This is a genomic window from Streptomyces sp. NPDC043738 (genome assembly GCF_056436545.1).
The window spans coordinates 16483-33229 of record NZ_JBWKCJ010000031.1 but is presented as its reverse complement, the minus strand read 5'-3'; the positions used below and the strand labels follow the sequence as shown (position 1 = coordinate 33229).

Annotated in this window: 10 protein-coding genes; 5 read left to right on the top strand and 5 right to left on the bottom strand. The window is 70.6% G+C overall.

Annotation, left to right across the window (positions count from 1 at the left end; translation table 11 throughout):
• Positions 1-85: 85 nt before the first annotated feature.
• Positions 86-2431: a bifunctional glycosyltransferase/CDP-glycerol:glycerophosphate glycerophosphotransferase gene (locus AC0680_RS31070; RefSeq protein ID WP_478635335.1), complete on the top strand. Its 2346-nt coding sequence runs from the start codon at positions 86-88 to the stop codon at positions 2429-2431.
• Positions 2432-2647: 216 nt separating this feature from the next.
• On the opposite strand, the gene AC0680_RS31065 is transcribed toward AC0680_RS31070, so the two are convergent.
• A complete protein-coding gene (locus AC0680_RS31065; protein WP_478635332.1) occupies positions 2648-3268 on the bottom strand; it encodes a TetR/AcrR family transcriptional regulator in 621 nt (206 codons plus the stop codon).
• Between the two features lie 136 nt (positions 3269-3404).
• Between AC0680_RS31065 and AC0680_RS31060 the strand changes: the two genes are divergently transcribed.
• Positions 3405-4340, top strand: a complete 936-nt coding sequence (locus AC0680_RS31060) for an ABC transporter permease (RefSeq protein ID WP_478635329.1) — start codon at positions 3405-3407, stop codon at positions 4338-4340.
• Positions 4341-4344: 4 nt separating this feature from the next.
• Positions 4345-5148: an ABC transporter ATP-binding protein gene (locus AC0680_RS31055; RefSeq protein WP_478635433.1), complete on the top strand. Its 804-nt coding sequence runs from the start codon at positions 4345-4347 to the stop codon at positions 5146-5148.
• Between the two features lie 119 nt (positions 5149-5267).
• On the opposite strand, the gene AC0680_RS31050 is transcribed toward AC0680_RS31055, so the two are convergent.
• The 3 genes from AC0680_RS31050 to AC0680_RS31040 form a co-directional block, all read right to left on the bottom strand.
• Positions 5268-10229, bottom strand: a complete 4962-nt coding sequence (locus AC0680_RS31050; RefSeq protein WP_478635326.1) for an NAD-glutamate dehydrogenase — start codon at positions 10227-10229, stop codon at positions 5268-5270.
• Positions 10230-10704: 475 nt separating this feature from the next.
• Entirely contained in the window at positions 10705-11367 is a 663-nt protein-coding gene (locus tag AC0680_RS31045; protein ID WP_478635323.1) for an HAD family hydrolase, read from the bottom strand.
• A 100-nt stretch (positions 11368-11467) separates the two neighbouring features.
• Complete coding sequence (locus AC0680_RS31040) at positions 11468-11974, bottom strand: DUF6912 family protein (RefSeq protein ID WP_478635321.1); 507 nt, start codon at positions 11972-11974, stop codon at positions 11468-11470.
• Between the two features lie 297 nt (positions 11975-12271).
• On the opposite strand from AC0680_RS31040, the gene AC0680_RS31035 reads away from it, so the two are divergent.
• Entirely contained in the window at positions 12272-12886 is a 615-nt protein-coding gene (locus tag AC0680_RS31035; protein WP_478635318.1) for an Rv3235 family protein, read from the top strand.
• Positions 12887-12981: 95 nt separating this feature from the next.
• Here AC0680_RS31035 and secA read toward each other — a convergent pair whose 3' ends face one another.
• Positions 12982-15789: a preprotein translocase subunit SecA gene (secA, locus tag AC0680_RS31030; RefSeq protein WP_478635316.1), complete on the bottom strand. Its 2808-nt coding sequence runs from the start codon at positions 15787-15789 to the stop codon at positions 12982-12984.
• A 250-nt stretch (positions 15790-16039) separates the two neighbouring features.
• On the opposite strand from secA, the gene AC0680_RS31025 reads away from it, so the two are divergent.
• A complete protein-coding gene (locus AC0680_RS31025) occupies positions 16040-16651 on the top strand; it encodes a GNAT family N-acetyltransferase (protein ID WP_478635313.1) in 612 nt (203 codons plus the stop codon).
• The last annotated feature ends 96 nt before the right edge of the window (positions 16652-16747 follow it).

Below are 16747 nucleotides of genomic sequence, written 5' to 3'. Positions count from 1 at the left end.
CGAGTCAGAAGGCTGACAATGCAAGAGACCCCTTTGGGGCTTTTTTGCGTTCTGTACTCAGCTCGCCACGAGGAGTAAGCACCGCATGTCCGAGACAGACCTCGACGCCGTACCCCGCTTCAGCATCATCGTCCCCGTGTTCAAAGTGCAGGGCTTCCTGCGCGAGTGCATGGACTCGGTGCTGACGCAGGACCACACGGACTTCGAGCTGATCGCCGTCGACGACTGCTCGCCCGACCGCAGCGGCGCCATCCTGGACGAATACGCCGCCCGCGACGACCGCGTCCAGGTCCTGCACCTGCCGGAGAACGTCGGCCTGGGCCTGGCCCGCAACGCCGGCCTGGAGAAGGTCCGCGGCGACTACATCCTCTTCCTCGACAGTGACGACACCCTCGTGCCCGGCGCGCTCGGCGCGCTCGCCCAGCGGCTGGACGCCACCGACGACCCCGAGATCCTGATCTTCGACTACGCGCGGACCTACTGGGACGGCTCCGCCCGGCGCAACGCGCTAGCCGAGCTGCTCGACGAGTCCGGCGCGCCGGCCTTCTCGCTCGCCGAGCGCCCCGAGATCCTCGAACTGCTGCAGATCGTCTGGAACAAGGCCTACCGCCGCGACTTCGTCGAGGAGCACGGCTTCGAGTTCCCGGTGGGCTACTACGAGGACGCCCCCTGGACGTTCTGCACGCTGATCACCGCCGAGCGCATCGCCGTCCTGGACCGGGTCTGCCTGCACTACCGCCAGCGCCGCCAGGGCGGCAACATCCTGCGCACCACCAGCCGCAAGCACTTCGACGTCTTCGACCAGTACGCGCGGGTCTTCGCCTACCTCGACGCGCACCCCGAACTGTCGCGCTGGCGCCCTCACATGTTCCGCAAGATGATCGACCACTACCTGACCGTGCTGGACAAGCCCGGCCGGCTGCCGCACAACGCCCAGGCCGAGTTCTTCCACCGCGCCGCCCGCGACTACCGCATGCGGGTCCCGGCCGGCTTCGTGCGCCCCACCGGCATCGCCGGCGGCAAGTACGCGCTGCTCGCCAAGGACGCCTACCCCGCGCTGGCCGGCCTCAAGGTCGCCGGCAAGGTGCAGCGCACGGTGCGCAAGCACGCGGGCAAGAAGGTCAAGCAGGCCAAGAAGAAGGCCATGGACCTGCGCTACCAGGCCCTGCTGCGGCAGCCCCTGGACGACAAGCTCGCGGTCTACTCGGCGTACTGGAACCGGCTGCCGTCCTGCAACCCGCTGGCGATCTACGAGAAGGCCAAGGAGCTGGCCCCCGACGTCCACGGCGTCTGGGTCGTCAAGCAGCACCTGGCCGACCAGGTCCCCGCGGGCGTCGACCACGTGGTGCTGAACTCGCCGCGCTACTGGGAGGTCATGGCCCGCGCCAAGTACCTCGTCAACAACGTCAACTTCGCCGACGGCGTGGTCAAGCGCGAGGGCCAGATCCACCTGCAGACCCACCACGGCACCCCGCTGAAGTCGATGGGCGTCGACCAGAAGCGCTACCCGGCCGCCGCCAAGGGCATGAGCTTCCGCAAGCTGCTGGCCCGCGCCGACCGCTGGGACTACTCGGTCTCCTCCAACCAGCACACCACCGAGCAGTGGGAGCGCGTCTACCCCTGCAACTTCGAGTCGGTGGACGCCGGTTACCCCCGCAACGACGTCTACTACCGCGCCACCGCGCAAGACGTCCTGGACATCCGCGAGCGCCTGGGCATCGCCCCCGGCAAGACGGCCGTCCTCTACGCGCCGACCATGCGCGACTACCAGGTCGGCTACGTCCCCCGCCTCGACCTGGAGAAGATCTCCCGCGAGCTGGGCGGGGACTTCGTCCTGCTGGTGCGCACCCACTACTTCTACGACCAGGACCCGGGCCTGCAGGAGCTGCAGGAGCGCGGCGCGCTGATCGACGTCTCCGGCCACCCGGTCGTCGAGGAGCTGTGCCTGGCCGCGGACGCGCTGGTCACCGACTACTCGTCGATCATGTTCGACTACGCCAACCTCGACCGGCCGATCATCAACTACGCCGACGACTGGGACACCTACGTCCGCTCCCGCGGTGTCACCTTCGACCTGCTCTCCGGCAAGCCGGGCGACACCCCCGGCGTGCTCGCCTCCACCGAGGACGAGCTGATCGAGGCGTTCCGCAGCGGCCGCTGGGACGACGAGCGGGCCACCGAGCGGCGCGCGGCGTTCCGCGCGCGGTTCTGCCAGTGGGACGACGGCAACGCCGCCGAGCGGGTGGTGCGCCGGGTCTTCCTCGGCCAGGAGACGCTCCCGGAGCCGCTGCCGCAGGACGAGCGCACCGTCGCCCCGTCCCCGCGCACCGCGGCCGCGGCCGCCGGACTGGTCAAGCTCCCGTCCCCGCGCGCCGCGGCGGACGACGACGTGGCGGCCCCGGGCGGCCCGGACGTCGAGATGGCCGGCTGACCCCGGTCCCGCACGCCACACCGCGGCACGCCTCAGAGGCACGCACCGCACACGTCGCCGCCCCCGACCGGAATCCCGGCCGGGGGCGGCCGCGCGTGCGGGGAATACCCGCCCCGCCCCACCTCGTTGTGGCCCCGCAGGGGGCCCTCGCACCCCCTACGGGATGCGTTCGCCCCCGCCCTAGGGCAACACCCCAGGGGCGCACCCAGGCGCGCCTTACTCCGCCCCGAGCGCCGCCACCACCGAGCCCGACAGCGCATCGAGGTACCCCTTGGGCAGCTCGTCGCGGACGACCAGCAGCCGCCAGTACAGCGGCCCGGTCAGCAGGTCCAGCGCGAGGCGGGCATCGACGTCCTGCGGCAGCTCGCCGCGCTCCACCGCCCGGGCCACCACCGCGGCCGCCACGCCCTCCTGGCTGTCGTGCAGCGCCGCCTTCAGCGTCTGCGCCAGCTCCGGGCTGCGGGCCGCCTCCGCCAGCAGGTCCGGGATGATCTGCGAGGCCATCGGGTGCCGCAGCGCCCGGGCCGCGACCTCCAGCAGCATCCGTACGTCCCCGCGCAGCGAACCGGTGTCGGGCGCCGGCAGCCCCGCGGCGGCCACCGCGGAGACCACGTCCAGCACGAGGTGCAGCTTGGAGCGCCACCGCCGGTAGACGGCGGTCTTGCCGACGCCCGCCCGCCGCGCGATGCCCTCGATCGACATCCGGGCGAAGCCCACCGCGGCCAGCTCCTCGAAGACCGCGGCGCGGATCGCCTCGGTCTTGTCCTCGCGCAGTACGGCGGCGCCCGCCGGGGCCCGGCGCGCCGCGGGCCCGCTCCCGCTGCCTTCTTTTGCCATGCCATGAGCTTAGCGTCACGACGCTACGGTTGCGTTTCGACGTGACCTCCCTTTAGTGTCGGCGTCGCGACGATACGGACCCGTCCCGTCGCTGGACCCGTTCTGCGGCCCCCGTACGCAAGCGAAAGCGGCCCCCATGTCCCAGACCCTCGCTCCCCCGCCCCCGGCGCCCGCCCGGGTGCCGGGGGCCGGCGCAGCCCACGACCCCGAGCTGCGCGCACTGGCCGAACGCCACGGCCTCACGGTGAGCGGCGCCCGTCCCCCGCTGCCCGAGTACGTCCGGCAGCTGTGGCACCGACGGCACTTCATCGCCTCGTTCGCCACCGCCAAGCTCACCGCGACGTACACCACCGCCAAGCTCGGCCAGCTCTGGCAGGTGATGACGCCACTGCTCAACGCCGGCGTCTACTTCCTGATCTTCGGCGTACTGCTCGGCACGAGGAACCACGTCCCCGACTACGTCCCGTTCCTGGTGACCGGCGTCTTCGTCTTCACCTTCACGCAGAACTCGGTGATGGCCGGTACGCGGGCGATCTCGGGCAACCTGGGGCTGGTGCGGGCGCTGCACTTCCCGCGCGCCTGCCTGCCGATCTCGTTCTGCCTGATGCAGCTGCAGCAGCTGCTGTTCTCCATGGGTGTGCTGATGGTCATCCTGCTGGGCTTCGGGCAGCTGCCGACCTGGTCGTGGCTGCTGGTGATCCCGGCGCTGGCGCTGCAGTTCCTCTTCAACACCGGCCTGGCGATGATCATGGCGCGGCTGGGCTCGAAGACCCCGGACCTGGCGCAGCTGATGCCGTTCGTCATGCGCACCTGGATGTACGCGTCCGGCGTGATGTTCAGCCTCAGTGTGATCCTCAAGGGCAAGCACCTCCCGAAGGCCGTGGAGGTCCTGCTCACCGGCAACCCGGCCGCCGTCTACATCGACCTGATGCGCTTCGCGCTGATCGACAGCTTCACCGAGCGGGAGCTGCCCCCGCACGTGTGGGCGTTCGCGGGCGGCTGGGCCCTGCTGGCCGGTGTCGTCGGCTTTGTGTACTTCTGGAAGGCCGAGGAGCGGTACGGACGTGGCTGAGGTCGTGACCGAGCAGAAGAACGGCGTCCAGCCGACCGAGGCCCGCGCCGCCCGTGTCCCGACGGTGATCGCGGACGATCTGCACATCGTCTACCGGGTCTACGGCACCGGCGCGGGCAAGGGCAGCGCCACCGCGGCCCTGAACCGGATCGTGCGCCGCAAGCCCTCGACCGGTGTGCGCGAGGTGCACGCGGTCAAGGGCGTGTCCTTCACCGCCTACCGCGGCGAGTCCATCGGCCTGATCGGCTCCAACGGCTCCGGCAAGTCCACCCTGCTCAAGGCGGTCGCCGGTCTGCTGCCCGCCGAGCGCGGCCGGGTCTACACCCACGGCCAGCCCTCGCTGCTGGGCGTCAACGCGGCCCTGATGAACGACCTGACCGGTGAGCGGAACGTCATCCTCGGCGGTCTGGCGATGGGCATGTCCCGCGAGCAGATCCGCGAGCGCTACGACGGCATCGTCGACTTCTCCGGCATCAACGAGAAGGGCGACTTCATCTCCCTGCCGATGCGCACCTACTCCTCCGGCATGGCCGCCCGGCTGCGGTTCTCCATCGCCGCCGCCAAGGACCACGACGTGCTGATGATCGACGAGGCCCTGGCCACCGGCGACCGCAGCTTCCAAAAGCGGTCCGAGGCCCGCATCCGCGAACTGCGCAAGGAAGCCGGCACGGTCTTCCTGGTCAGCCACAACAACAAGTCCATCCGCGACACCTGCGACCGTGTCCTGTGGCTGGAGCGCGGCGAGCTGCTGATGGACGGCCCCACGGACGAGGTCATCAAGGCCTACGAGAAGGAGACGGGCAAGTAGCCCCGTACACGCGACGAAACGCCGGACGGGCTGGAGTGCTTCCAGCCCGTCCGGCGTTTTCCGGCCGTCCGGCGCGTCTGGGGGAGAGGGGCAGGCGCGAAGGCGCCCGCCCCCTCCGCTCAGCTGTGCGTACGCAGCAGCGTCCGCATGGTCCGCATGGCGACGGACAGGTTCGCCAGGTCGAAGCCCTCCGACCCGTGGATCTCCTCCAGCGTCGCCCGCGCCCGGCTGAGGATCGCCGAGTTCGCTTCCTCCCAGGCCTTGAACCGCTGCTCGGGCGTCGCGGAGCCGTTGCCCGCCGACAGCACATCGGCGGTCAGCGCCGCATGCGCCGCGAAGAGGTCCTCGCGGATCGAGGCGCGGGCCATCGACTGCCAGCGGTCGTTGCGCGGCAGCTCCAGGATGCGGTCGAGGAGCTGGTTGATCCGCAGCCGGTCACCCAGGTCGTAGTAGACCTCGGCGACCTCCAGCGGCTCCTTGCCCATGCGGTCCGCGACGGCGACGATGTCCAGCGCCGGGAAGACCGAGGAGAAGCCGGACACCTGGACGGCCAGCGGCTCGGGCACGCCCGCTGCGGTCAGCTCGTCCAGGATCGTCTGGAACCACTCCAGGTCGCTGCCCTGCAGCAGCTTCGGCAGCTCCGCCCAGACCTGCGCGACCCGCTCCGTGAAGAAGTCGATGGTCGGCGACAGCTCCAGCGGCTGCGGGCGGTTGTTGAGCAGCCAGCGGGTGCCGCGCTCGACCAGCCGGCGCGAATGCAGCCGGATGCGGGTCTGGACGTCGGCGGCGACGACATTGTCGAGCGCCTCGACGTCGTCCCAGACCTGGTTGAGCCCGAAGATCGCGCGGGCCGCGGTGTGCGCCCGGACGACCTCTTCGAGGGAGGCGCCGGTCTCCTCCCGCATGCGGTGCAGGAAGCTCGTACCGCCGCTGTTGACGGTGTCGTTGACCATGACTGTGGTGACGATCTCGCGGCGCAGCGCATGCCCGTCGACCTGCTCGGCGAAGCGGTCGTAGAGCGCCGAGGGGAAGTAGGCGTGCAGCAGCCGTTCCAGGTACGGATCGTCCGGCAGCCCGGTCTGGATCAGCGCCTCGGCCACCGTGATCTTGGTGTACGCCAGGAGCACCGCGGTCTCGGGCTGGGTCAGGCCGCGGCCGGTGTTCAGCCGCTCGCGGATCTGCCGGTCGGTCGGCAGGAACTCCAGCGCCCGGTCGAGGTCGCCGTCGCGCACCAGGCGGCGCATGAAGCGCTGCTGGGCGTGGAGCATGCTGGAGGACTGGGCCTGGGCCAGGGCCAGGGCGGTGTTCTGCGCGTAGTTGTTGCGCAGCACCAGCGCGCCGACCTCGTCGGTCATCTCGGCCAGCAGCTTGTTGCGCTGCTTGACCGTCATGTCCCCTTCGGCGACCACGGCGTTGAGCAGGATCTTGATGTTCACCTCGTGGTCGGAGGTGTCCACGCCGGCGCTGTTGTCGATCGCGTCGGTGTTGATCTTCCCGCCGGCCGTGGCGAACTCGATCCGGCCCAGCTGGGTCAGGCCCAGGTTGCCGCCCTCGCCGACGACCTTGACCCGCAGCTCCTCGCCGTCGACGCGGATGGCGTCGTTGGCCTTGTCGCCCACGTCGGCGTGGGACTCCGCCGAGGACTTCACATACGTGCCGATGCCGCCGTTCCACAGCAGGTCGACCGGTGCCTTGAGGATGGCCCGCATCAGATCGGCCGGGGTCATCTTCTTCACGCCGGCCTCGATGCCGAGGGCGGCCCGCACCTGCGCGTTGATCGGGATCGACTTGGCCGAGCGCGGGTGGATGCCGCCGCCCTGCGAGAGCAGCTCGGTGTCGTAGTCCGCCCAGGACGAGCGGGGCAGTTCGAACAGCCGGCGGCGCTCGGCGTAGGAGGTCGCCGCGTCCGGGTTCGGGTCGAGGAAGATGTGCCGGTGGTCGAAGGCGGCGACCAGCCGGATGTGCTCGCTGAGCAGCATGCCGTTGCCGAAGACGTCGCCGGACATGTCGCCGACGCCGACCACGGTGAAGTCCTGGTTCTGGGTGTCGTGGCCCAGCTCGCGGAAGTGCCGCTTGACCGACTCCCAGGCGCCGCGGGCGGTGATGCCCATGCCCTTGTGGTCGTAGCCGGCGCTGCCGCCGGAGGCGAAGGCGTCACCGAGCCAGAAGCCGTACGACTGGGCGACCTCGTTGGCGATGTCGGAGAACGTCGCGGTGCCCTTGTCGGCGGCGACGACCAGGTAGGTGTCGTCCTCGTCGTGGCGGACGACGTCCTTCGGGGGGACGACCTCGCCGCCGACGAGGTTGTCGGTGATGTCCAGCAGACCGGAGATGAAGGTCTTGTAGCTGGCGATGCCCTCGGCGAGCCAGGCGTCCCGGTCCTGCGACGGGTCCGGCAGCTGCTTGCCGACGAAGCCGCCCTTGGCGCCGACCGGCACGATGACGGTGTTCTTGACCATCTGCGCCTTGACCAGGCCGAGGATCTCCGTACGGAAGTCCTCCCGGCGGTCCGACCAGCGCAGACCGCCGCGGGCGACCTTGCCGAACCGCAGGTGGACGCCCTCGACCTTGGGGGAGTACACCCAGATCTCGTAGGCCGGGCGGGGCGCCGGCAGGTCCGGCATGGCCTGCGGGTCCAGCTTCATGGACAGGTAGCCGTGCGGCTTGCCCTGGCTGTTCTTCTGGTAGTGGTTGGTGCGCAGCGTCGCCTTGATGACGGTCAGGAAGGACCGCAGGATCCGGTCCTCGTCCAGGGAGGCGACCTGGTCCAGCGCCCCGTCCAGCTCTTCGAGCAGCCCGTCGGTCAGCTCCGTGCCCGCGCTCTGGCGCTCGGGGGACATCCGTGCCTCGAAGAGCGAGACCAGCAGCCGGGTGGTGTGGACGTTGTTGGAGAGGGTGTCCTCCATGTACGTCTGGCTGAAGGTCGACCCGGCCTGCCGCAGGTACTTGGCGTACGCCCGCAGGACCATCGCCTGGCGCCAGTTGAGGCCCGCCCGCAGCACCAGCTTGTTGAAGTTGTCGCTCTCGGCCGCGCCGGTCCACACGGCGTTGAAGGCTTCCTGGAAGCGCTCGCGGGCGTCGTCGCCCTTGACGTGCTCCGGCATCCGCAGCCCGAAGTCGTAGACCCAGGCGACGGTGGCGTCGGCGCAGCGCAGCTCGTGCGGGCGCTCGTCGATGACCTCGACGCCCAGGCGGTTCAGGCCGGGCAGCACCCGGGACAGCGAGACCGGCTCGCCCCTGCGGTAGATCTTGAAGCGGCGCTCGCCGGGGCCTGCGCCGACCGGCTCGGAGAGGCTGACCGCGAAGTCCTTGCCCGGTTCGCCGGTGAGCGTCTCCAGGTGCCGGAGGTCGGCGACCGCGCTGCGCGGGGTGTTGTCGGCCTTGTAGCCCTCGGGGAAGGCGTGGCCGTAGTGGCGCAGCAGCTCGGCGCCGCGCTCCTCGCCGACCTCCGCGATCAGCGCCTCGGCGAAGCCGTCGGCCCAGGAGCGGGCGGCCTCCACCAGCCTGCCCTCGATGCGGTCCACATCGGCGTCGGTGAGGTCGGGCAGGGCGGAGCCGGGCTGCACACGGATGACGAAGTGCAGCCGGGAGAGGACCGACTCGGTGTTCCAGGCGGTGAAGTCGACGCTGGTGCCGCCGAGCTCCTCCTTGAGGATGTCGATCAGGCGCAGCCGGACGTTGGTGGTGTAGCGGTCGCGCGGGAGGTAGACCAGCGCGGAGTAGTAGCGGCCGTACTCGTCCTGGCGCAGGAAGAGCCGCAGCCGGCGGCGCTCTTGGAGGTAGAGCACGCTCGTGGCGATGGACCGCAGCTCGTCGACGGGCGTCTGGAAGAGCTCGTCGCGCGGGTAGGTCTCCAGGATCTGCAGCAGGTCGCGGCCGTCGTGGCTGTCCGGGCTGAAGCCCGCGTCCTCGAGGACCTCGGCGACCTTGCGGCGGATGACCGGGACGCGGCGCACCGATTCGGTGTACGCGGCCGAGGAGAACAGGCCCAGGAAGCGCCGCTCCCCGGTGACGTTGCCCTGCGCGTCGAACTTCTTGACGCCGACGTAGTCGAGGTAGGAGGGGCGGTGCACGGTGGCGCGGCTGTTGGCCTTGGTCAGGATCAGCAGCTTGTGCTCACGGGCCTTGGCGCGGGCGTCCGCGGGCAGCCGGTTGAAGGACGGCGAGACGGGGTGGCCGTCGGCGGTCTCGCGGTGCGGCGGGTCGGCGCGCAGTATGCCCAGGCCCGTACCGGGCACGGCGGTCAGCACGTCCTCCTGGGCGCCGCCCTCACCGGGCGCGGAGGTGAGCTCGTACTCGCGGTAGCCGAGGAAGGTGAAGTGGTCGTCGGACAGCCACCGCAGCAGCTCCTGGGCCTCTTCGATCTCCATCTCGCGCAGGTCGTCGGCGACCGGCTCGGCGGGCAGCTGCTCGGCGATGCGCAGCGCGGCGCCGCGCATCTTCTCCCAGTCCTCGACGGCCTCGCGGACGTCGGACAGCACCCGCAGCAGGTCGGCGGTGATCTGCTTGAGGTCCTCGCGGTCGGTCTCGCGGTCCATCTCGACATGGATCCAGGACTCGGTCAGCGCGTCGTGCGGCAGGTCGGCGGTCCGGGCCTTGCCGGTGGTGGCGCGGGTATCGCCGTTGGAGTCGAGGACCTCGATGAGCTTGCCGGTGACGTCGCGGCGGACGATCACCTGCGGGTGGATCACCAGGTGGATGCCGCGGCCCTGCCGCGAGAGCTCGTTGGTGACCGAGTCGACCAGGAAGGGCATGTCGTCGGTGACGACCTCGACGACGGAGTGGCTGCTGGTCCAGCCGTTCTCCTCGACGGTCGGCGTGTGCACCCGGACGTTGGCGGTGCCCTGCGGTCGCGTCTCCGCGAGGCGGTAGTGCGAGAGCGCGGCGCCGAAGACGTCGTCCGGATGGCGGTCGATCAGGTCTTCAGGGGCGGTGTGCAGGTAGTAGCGCTGGAGGTATCCCGCGAGGGTGTCCGGGTCGAGGCCGCGTACCGGGTGCTTCCCCCCGGCCTGGCTTGTTTCAACGACCCGGGCCGCCCTGGAGAGCAGCTCGGTCTTGGCTTCGTCCAGCTTGGTCTGCATGTCCTCTGGCTCCTGTCGCGCGCCGTTGCGTGACGTTGTGGAAATACGTGGGAAGAACTGCGGAAGCCGCACAACGCCGCCACGACGCGAGGTGTCCTGTCGCTGTCGACGCTATGCCGCGATGGGAGAGGGCCGTGCCGCAATCGACGATTTTTGACGATGTCGACGTGGAGTGTCGGCCGCAAAGACCAGCGACCGCCCGGTCACGGTGGTGCCCCGGGCGCACGGCAGGGGCCTCGATGCCCCCGCGGGTTATCGCGCTGATCACGGTGCAAGGCTATCGCTCCCTCCACGGGTGCCGTCATGGGCCGTCCACGTACAAATCCGCGGTCCGAACTTAGACCTTCTGGACAACGCTACGCCGGGCCGGCGTATGCGTGCGCGCGGGACGCGGGTACCCCGGGCCCGGGAGGGGAAGGGCCGTGCGTGGGCCCCTACCGGCGACCGGGCCCGCAGCGGCCCGTGTGGCCGCGCCTTAGCAGACCAGGGTCTCCGCCAGCTCCACAGCCTCGGCGAGGCTGTCCACCACCGGCACCCCGGCGGCCTGAAGGCTCACGCGGCTGTGCGACCCGCCTGTGTAGAGCACCGCGTACGCCCCCGCGTCCCGCGCGGCCACCGCGTCGTCCACGGCGTCACCGATCACGACCGTGCGCTGCGGGTCCACCTGCTCCAGCGCCGCGAAATGCCGCACCATCTGCGCGCTCTTCGTGCCCCCGGACGGTCCGGTCCGGCCCTCCACCAGCACGAACCGCGACTCGATCCCGAAGCCGCGGACGAGGGGTATCAGCTCGTCGTGCCCGAACATGCTCAGGATCGACTGGCTCCGCCCGGCAGCCTGCCAGTTCTCCAGCAGCAGATCCACGCCCTCGGCCAGAGCGCAGCCCAGCCGGTGTTCGCTGTAGTGCCGGTGGAACGCCTCGTCCATCACCAGCCACTCCGCGTCCGTCGGCAGCCGTCCCATCAGCCGCTCGTAGAACCGCGGGATGGGCACGCAGTACAGCTCCCGGTAGATCTCCAGGGTGATCGGCGCCAGCCCGATCTCCTCGAACGCGGAGTTGGTCGCCCCGATGACGGCGTCGATGTCGTGGAACAGCGTGCCGTTCCAGTCCCAGACGATGTGTGTCGCGTGCTTCCCCATGCGGTTCCCCAGATCGTGCCCCACGCGCTCACCGCGCCTTCCCCTTGCAGAAAACGTACCCGGCGCCACTGACAACGCGGCCGGACCGGCCGGCTCGGGCTCAGCGGATCAGTTCGGGGATCTCCTGCACGGCGAACCACATCAGGTCGTGGTCCTCCGCACCGTCCACGGTGAACTGCGCGTCGTCGTCGCCCTGGTCCGCCGCGCCGAGCGCGTCCGCGGCCGCCGCGACATCCGGCTCCGCGTCGGCGGAGTCCACATGCACCGCCGCGGCCTTCGACAGCGGCACCGGTCCGGCGATCCGCACCTCGCCCAGCGCCGACTGGTCGAGCCCACGGTCGGGGTCCGCCACCGCCGCGCCCTCCGCGACGTCCACGGCCACCACCACCCGGCGCCGCGCGACCTGCGGGTTCCCGGCGAGCAGCCGCAGCGAGGCCTGCGCCGCGCGGTTCAGCGCCGCGTACTCCAGCTCCTCGATGTCGTCCGAGACGTACCACTCGCGCAGCGCGGGCGTGACGGCGTACGCCCCCAGGGCGCCGGGGCCCAGCTCGCCGTTCTTGTGCGCCTCTGCGAGACCGGGGAGGGTCAGGGGGACATAGACGCGCATGGCAGCCGCTTCCGCTCGATTCGCTCGACTTTGAAGATTGTCCCGCCAGCATACGGGCGCGGGTCCCCCATCGTGCCGCCCGCAGGGCCCCCGCGCCGCCCGCTGCGGGCCCCTCCCGGACCCCGCCGCACCGGCTCCAGTCCGGGCCCGTGCCACGGACGGGTGAACTCCGATCGCCCCTCGCCCCGGGCGCCGCGCGCCTTGCCGCGGCCCCGAGCCCGCCGATACGAAGTTGCCCACCAAAAAGCTACCGCCCAGTAATTCACCGGGCCCGGCACAACGGGGGCGATCACCACCATGACCGGAAACCACGTCACGACGACCACCAGCACCGCGAAGACCACCGACACCACAAGGACCGCCGACACCACGAGGACCGCCGACACCACAAGGACCGCCAGTGCCCGCGCGCCCCGCACCCGCCCCGCGGCCCCGACCGTTCCCCGGCCCCGGCGCTCCTCGGCGGGCCGACGCCCCACGGGCCCCGCCGGCAGCCGCCCCGCCGCGCCCGGCACCCCGCTGCCGACCATCGGGGCGCAGCGCCGGGCCCACGAGAGCCGGCCGCACCACTGGTTCGCGCATCAGCTGGTGCGCACGCTCAGCGGGCAGCAGCCCGTCCACGCGCTGCTGGGACACGCGCTGCCGGCCGCGTACGACCGGCTGGTGGAGCTGGCTCCGCTGGCGCCGCTGCGGCCCCTTCCCGGCCCGGGGCGGCGCGGCCCCGTCCCGACCGTGCGGGAGTGCGGACTGTGCCGGCCGTGTCGCGGGGTCATCGAGGCGTTCGCCCGGATCACGGCGGGTGAGCGGCTGCGGGCCCTCGCCTTCCGGCTGGAGCTGGGCGCCGACGCGCGGTGGCGGTGCGCGGCGCTGGACATCGGCCCGGCTGCGGCCCTGCCGAGCCCGGCACCGTGACCACCGCACACGGCAAGGCGCCCCGGCCGTGCTCCGGCCGGGGCGCCCCGCTGCTGCGCGGCCCCGGCACGATCTGCCGGAGCCACGTCTTTCGCCTACTTCTTGCGGCGGCGACCGCCGCTCTTCTGGGCCTTGCGCCGCTCCGCGCGGGTCAGTCCGTCCGCCTCGGAGCGGGCCGGGCCGCCGGCCTCCTCGTCGCTGATGAAGTCGCCCTCGATGACGCTGCCGTCACCGTCCACCTTCGGCGCGGTGAAGTGCAGCCGGTCCGGCCGCTGCGGCGCCTCCAGCCCCTTGGCGTGGATCTCGGGGCGTCCCGTGCCGGCGGGCACCGGCTCCTGCTCGGCCTCCTGCACCGGGACCTCCTCGACCTGCTGCTCGACCTGGACCTCCAGGTTGAACAGGTAGCCGACGGACTCCTCCTTGATGCCCTCCATCATCGCGGTGAACATGTCGAAGCCCTCGCGCTGGTACTCGACCAGCGGGTCCTTCTGGGCCATCGCCCGCAGGCCGATGCCCTCCTGGAGGTAGTCCATCTCGTAGAGGTGCTCACGCCACTTGCGGTCCAGGACGGACAGCACGACCCGGCGCTCCAGCTCGCGCATGATGTCCGAGCCGAGCTGCTCCTCACGGGCGGCGTACTGCTCGTGGACGTCGTCCTTGACGGCGTCGGCGATGAACTCGGCGGTGATGCCCGCGCGGTCGCCGGCCTCCTCCTCCAGCTCCTCGACGCTCACCTTGACCGGGTAGAGCTGCTTGAACGCGCCCCACAGCCGGTCCAGGTCCCACTCCTCGGCGAAGCCCTCGACGGTCTCCGCCTGGATGTAGGCGTCGATGGTGTCGTCCATGAAGTGCTTGATCTGCTCCTGCAGGTCCTCGCCCTTCAGGACGCGGCGACGCTCGCCGTAGATGACCTCGCGCTGGCGGTTGAGCACCTCGTCGTACTTCAGGACGTTCTTGCGCGTCTCGAAGTTCTGCTGCTCGACCTGCGACTGGGCGGAGGCGATCGCCCGCGTCACCATCTTGTTCTCGATCGGGACGTCGTCGGGCACATTGGCCATCGCCATGACCCGCTCGACCATCTGGGCCTTGAACAGCCGCATCAGGTCGTCGCCCAGGGAGAGGTAGAACCGCGACTCGCCGGGGTCGCCCTGACGGCCGGAGCGACCGCGCAGCTGGTTGTCGATCCGGCGCGACTCATGCCGCTCCGTGCCGAGCACGTACAGCCCGCCGAGCTCCTTGACCTCCTCGAACTCCGCCTTGACCGCGGCCTCGGCGCGCTCCAGGGCGGCGGGCAGCGCGGCCGCCCACTCCTCGACGTGCTCGACGGGGTCCAGGCCCATCTGGCGCAGCTCGGCCTCGGCCAGGTCGTCGGGGTTGCCACCGAGCTTGATGTCGGTACCACGGCCGGCCATGTTGGTGGCGACCGTCACGGCGCCCTTGCGGCCGGCCTGGGCGACGATCGACGCCTCCCGGTCGTGCTGCTTGGCGTTGAGGACCTCGTGCGGCACCCCGCGCTTGTTGAGCTGCTGGGAGAGGTACTCGGACTTCTCCACGGAGGTCGTGCCCACCAGGATCGGCTGGCCCTTGGCGTGCTTCTCGACGATGTCCTCGACCACCGCGTCGAACTTCGCCGGCTCGGTGCGGTAGATCAGGTCCGCCTGGTCCATGCGGACCATCGGGCGGTTGGTCGGGATCGGGACCACGCCGAGCTTGTAGATCTGGTGGAACTCGGCGGCCTCGGTCATGGCCGTACCGGTCATGCCGGAGAGCTTGCTGTAGAGGCGGAAGAAGTTCTGCAGGGTGATCGTCGCGAGCGTTTGGTTCTCGTCCTTGATCTCCACCCCCTCCTTCGCCTCGATGGCCTGGTGCATGCCCTCGTTGTAGCGGCGGCCGGCGAGGATACGGCCGGTGTGCTCGTCGACGATCATGACTTCGCCGTCGATGACGACGTAGTCCTTGTCGTTCTTGAACAGCTCCTTGGCCTTGATCGCGTTGTTGAGGTAACCGACGAGCGGGGTGTTGACCGACTCGTACAGGTTGTCGATGCCCAGCCAGTCCTCGACCTTGCTGACACCGGACTCGTGGATGCCGACCGTGCGCTTCTTCTCGTCGACGTCGTAGTCGCCGGTCTCCTCGATGCCGCGCTGCGGATTGGCGGCCTCGCCCCTCTTGAGGCGCTGCACGAGCTTGGCGAAGTCGCCGTACCACTTGGTGGCCGAGTCCGCCGGGCCGGAGATGATCAGCGGCGTACGGGCCTCGTCGACGAGGATCGAGTCGACCTCGTCGACGACCGCGAAGTTGTGGCCGCGCTGGACGAGTTCGTCCTGCGACCAGGCCATGTTGTCGCGCAGGTAGTCGAAGCCGAACTCGTTGTTCGTGCCGTAGGTGATGTCGCAGTTGTACTGCTCACGGCGCTGGGCGGGCGTCATGTCGGCGAGGATGCAACCGACCGTCAGGCCCAGGAACTTGTGGACCCGGCCCATCATCTCGGAGTCGCGCTCGGCCAGGTAGTCGTTGACCGTGATCAGGTGCACGCCCTTGCCGGACAGCGCGTTGAGGTACGTGGGGAGGGTGCCGACCAGGGTCTTGCCCTCACCGGTCTTCATCTCCGCGACATAACCCATGTGAAGGGCCGCGCCGCCCATCAGCTGGACGTCGTAGTGGCGCTGGCCGAGCACTCGCTTGGCGGCCTCGCGGACCGTCGCGAACGCCTCGGGCAGCAGGTCGTCGAGGCTCTCGCCGTCCGCGTACCGCTCCTTGTACTCGTCCGTGAGCGCCCGCAGCTCGGCGTCGGAGAGGGCCGCGAAGTCCTCCTCGATGGAGTTGACCTGGCCCGCGATGCGGTGCAGCTTGCGCAGGATCTTTCCTTCGCCTGCACGCATGATCTTCGTCAAGACGGACACTTGGGCTGGTCTCCTTGCCGGTCGGGCCTGCACGGTCGAGTGCGCGGGCGCGGCATATTTCCAAGGGGGCAGGCCCCGCCGCAACGGCCATCGTAAAGGAGGACGCCGCCGGGCCGGGAGGTCCGCCGCCGCGAACCCCGCTATCCCCTCGCCACGTGAACGCACAAGGCCGCGAGAAGGTGCCGGGCAGGTGCCGGGAATCACGCGAAAATCCTTAGCGGCCCTTCCCGCGACCCAGCAGACTCACCTCATGAAGCCCCTCACCCTCACCACCGAGCGCCTGGTGCTGCGGCCCTTCGAGCCGTCCGACGCGCCCGCGGTCCACGCCGCGTGCCAGGAGCCCGACATCCCGCGCTGGACGAGCGTCCCCTCGCCGTACAGCCACCAGCACGCGGAGCAGTTCGTCGGGACGATCGCCCCCGACGGCTGGCGCGACGACACGAGCTACAACTTCGCCGTCGTCACCAAGGCGGACGGCTCGCTGATCGGTGCGATGGGCCTGGTGCGCCTCGACCATCTGCGCACCCCGGAGCGGCAGGCCGAGCTGGGCTTTTGGACCGCCAAGGAACAGCGCGGCCGGGGGTACACCGTCGAGGCGGCCCGCGCGGTGCTGCACTGGGCGTTTCGTGATCTGGGCGTGGAGCGCATGGAGTGGCTCGCGGAGGCCGGCAACGACGGCTCCTGGGCGGTCGCCCGCAGACTCGGCTTCCACAGGGAGGGCACCCTGCGCGCCAAGCTGCTGCACGAGGGCACCCGCCGGGACCTCTGGATCGGCTCGCTGCTCCCCTCCGACCTGGGCGGCACGGAGCCCGGACCGTCCGGCCTGCCGGACGCCACGCCGTACCTGCCCTACTCCGGCTAAGACGCCGCGCGGCGCCGGCCGGCCGCGTCCCCCGGCCCTTCCCCGGGCCCGGGGCCGCCGCCGGCGCCCGTTGTCAGTGCCCGCCCCTACGCTGTG